Annotated in this window: 2 protein-coding genes; both read left to right on the forward strand. The window is 44.0% G+C overall.

The genetic code is table 11. From position 1 onward, the window contains the following. The first annotated feature begins 1130 nt into the window (after positions 1 to 1130). Entirely contained in the window at positions 1131 to 2009 is an 879-nt protein-coding gene (locus EIZ48_RS27965) for a DUF6602 domain-containing protein (RefSeq protein ID WP_160658650.1), read from the forward strand. A 133-nt stretch (positions 2010 to 2142) separates the two neighbouring features. Further along, on the forward strand, positions 2143 to 2331 hold a 189-nt coding region (locus tag EIZ48_RS29240; RefSeq protein ID WP_205298636.1), incomplete at its 3' end, for a hypothetical protein.

The raw sequence follows: 2331 nt of genomic DNA on the forward strand, positions 1-2331 counted from the left end.
TGCTGTTAAGTCCTTGTGTTTATTCAATTTTTCCATAACAAGGCAATCAAGGGTGACGCGTTACACTCGGCGGTTTTGGTTTGAAGTCCAGTGGGCTTGGTGAGTTCATCGTGGCGCACCTTATTGCTGGCGTTAGGCATGGGAAAAGCCTGCTTTTTGATCTGGTCGTAACCGCATCGCCCAAGAACGGGAAATCTTAGGCCATTCGTTCATCGTAAGGCTGCCCTTAAAGTTCTGGGAAGCGCAAGTTGAACCGTTCTTTGCTGCCTCAGACGGTGGCAATAGACATGCATAGTATTCTTCGGTACACCGCTGTGACAGGCTTGTCGTTAACTCAAGCCATCAGTCCAGTGATGCAGCCTTGATTAGCATCTCACCAGGTTGTCATGTAAGTTTAGCTGGCTTTAAGGTGTTGAAAGTACTTATGTTACGTTAAGATTCTTTGTTGCTGTATCCCATGGCTGGCGGCGGACTGCGCTGAGAGTTGGCCGGTCAAGTAGGAATGCCGCAGGTGGAAATGCCTAACAAAGCAATCAAGGTGACCCGTTACACTCGGCGGTTTTGGTATGAAGTTCGGTGCGCTTTGCTGGTTTGGCGTGGGGCACCTTATCGCAGGCGTTAGGCATGAGAAAAGCCTGCTTTTGGATCTGGTCGTAACCGCATCGCCCAAGAACGGGAAATCTTAGGTAATTCGTTCATCGTAGGGCTGTCCTTATTGTTCCGGGAAATGCAAGTTGTCCCGTTCTTTGCTGTCTCAGACGACGGCAATAAACGTTCCTAGTTTCCTCGTTGCACTGCAGTGAAAGGCTTGTCATTTACTCAACCCATCAGTCTAGTGATGCAGCCTCGATTAGCATCTCACCAGGGTGTCATGCAAATGTAGCTGGCATTAAGGTGCTGATAGTGTTGATGTTACTTGAGATTCAGTAGATGCTGTATCCCACGATTGGCGCTGGAGTACGCTGAGAGTTTGGCGGTCAAGTAGGAAGGTCGCATGTGGAAATGCCTAACAAGGCAATCAAGGTGACCCGTTACACTCGGCGGTTTTGGTATGAAGTTCGGTGCGCTTTGCTGGTTCAGTGTGGGGCACCTTATTGCGGGCGTTAGCCCTCATTACAGGAATTTGAGAAATGGCAAAAAATTTCAATTCACGCGAGTATATAACAGAAATTGCTGAAGATGTTGTTTATAACTTCGCAAGAGCAGCTAGAGCTACAACTCCGGGGTTAAAAGGGGCTGCAAGGGAAAGTGAAGTTCGACAGAAACTTGAAAGCATTCTTCCAACTGGAGTCGGTGTAGGCACTGGCTGCGTTATAGATTTTGAGGGAAATGCTAGTAGCCAGCAAGACATCATCATCTATGAAAATAATCTATGCCCTGTATTTTCAATTAATAATACTCCTGAAACTACTTATTACCCTTGTGAGGGGGTTATTGCTGTTGGAGAGATAAAAAGTACAATTGGTAAAACTGAACTAATAGATAGCTTTAATAAAATCAAGTCGGCAAAAGAGCTACAACGCCAAAAAATTCTATCTCGTTCAACCATCTTTGATTATGACTATTATAGCTTTCGGCATTATCTAAGTATGCAGGGCTTTGATTGTACTAAAGAAGAGGAGTTTAATCAGGATGGAAATAGCAAAGATCAAATATTTGGTTTCATTTTATGTAATGACTTTTCTGTTAAAGAAAATACCTTGATTGAACATGTTAATAATTGTTCCAAAGCAATCGATAGAAAGTTATTACCGAATATGGTTGTGTCTTTACAGAGCGGAATGTTCTATCCTTATGACAAGAACAAACCTTCATTATGTGACTCTGTCATGGATGGTACTGGTTATGTTTATGGCACTCCTGAATGTGGTAATTTTCAATCATTGCTTACGCGTTTACATCAAGCAATCCGCCGCGGTCGTACAGTTGATATAAAAGCATTTGAGCGTTATTTGGTTTCTAATTCTGACGCGATGACTATGAATGTTACCTCTGAAGTATGTCTTTGAGTCTAAGGGCTAACAAGGCAATCAAGGTGACCCGTTACACTCGACGGCTTTGGTATGGAGTTCAGTGTGCTTTGTTAGTTCAGTGTGGGGCACCTTATTGCAGGCGTTATGCACCTTAGAGCCAAGTTCATCGATGGTAGAATGTTCATCGCACATTTCCACGATTTCTCAGGCTATTCGTTCAGCGAAAGGCTGCCTGAAAGTTCAGAGAACAGCAGGTTGTCGTTTTCTTTGTCGCCTTTTACCCTGGCAATTCAGCAATGAGTTTCATCGTTACTTTGCTCTGAAAGGGCAGTTGCTTGTCTTAACCAATAGTTCGGTA

The organism is Photobacterium alginatilyticum (genome assembly GCF_009910675.1).
Lineage (GTDB): Bacteria > Pseudomonadota > Gammaproteobacteria > Enterobacterales > Vibrionaceae > Photobacterium > Photobacterium alginatilyticum.

What these genes read in the sequence shown, in the direction of transcription:
- EIZ48_RS27965 (WP_160658650.1), top strand. Translation starts at nt 1,131, where the DNA reads ATGGCAAAAAATTTCAATTCACGCGAGTATATAACAGAAATTGCTGAA.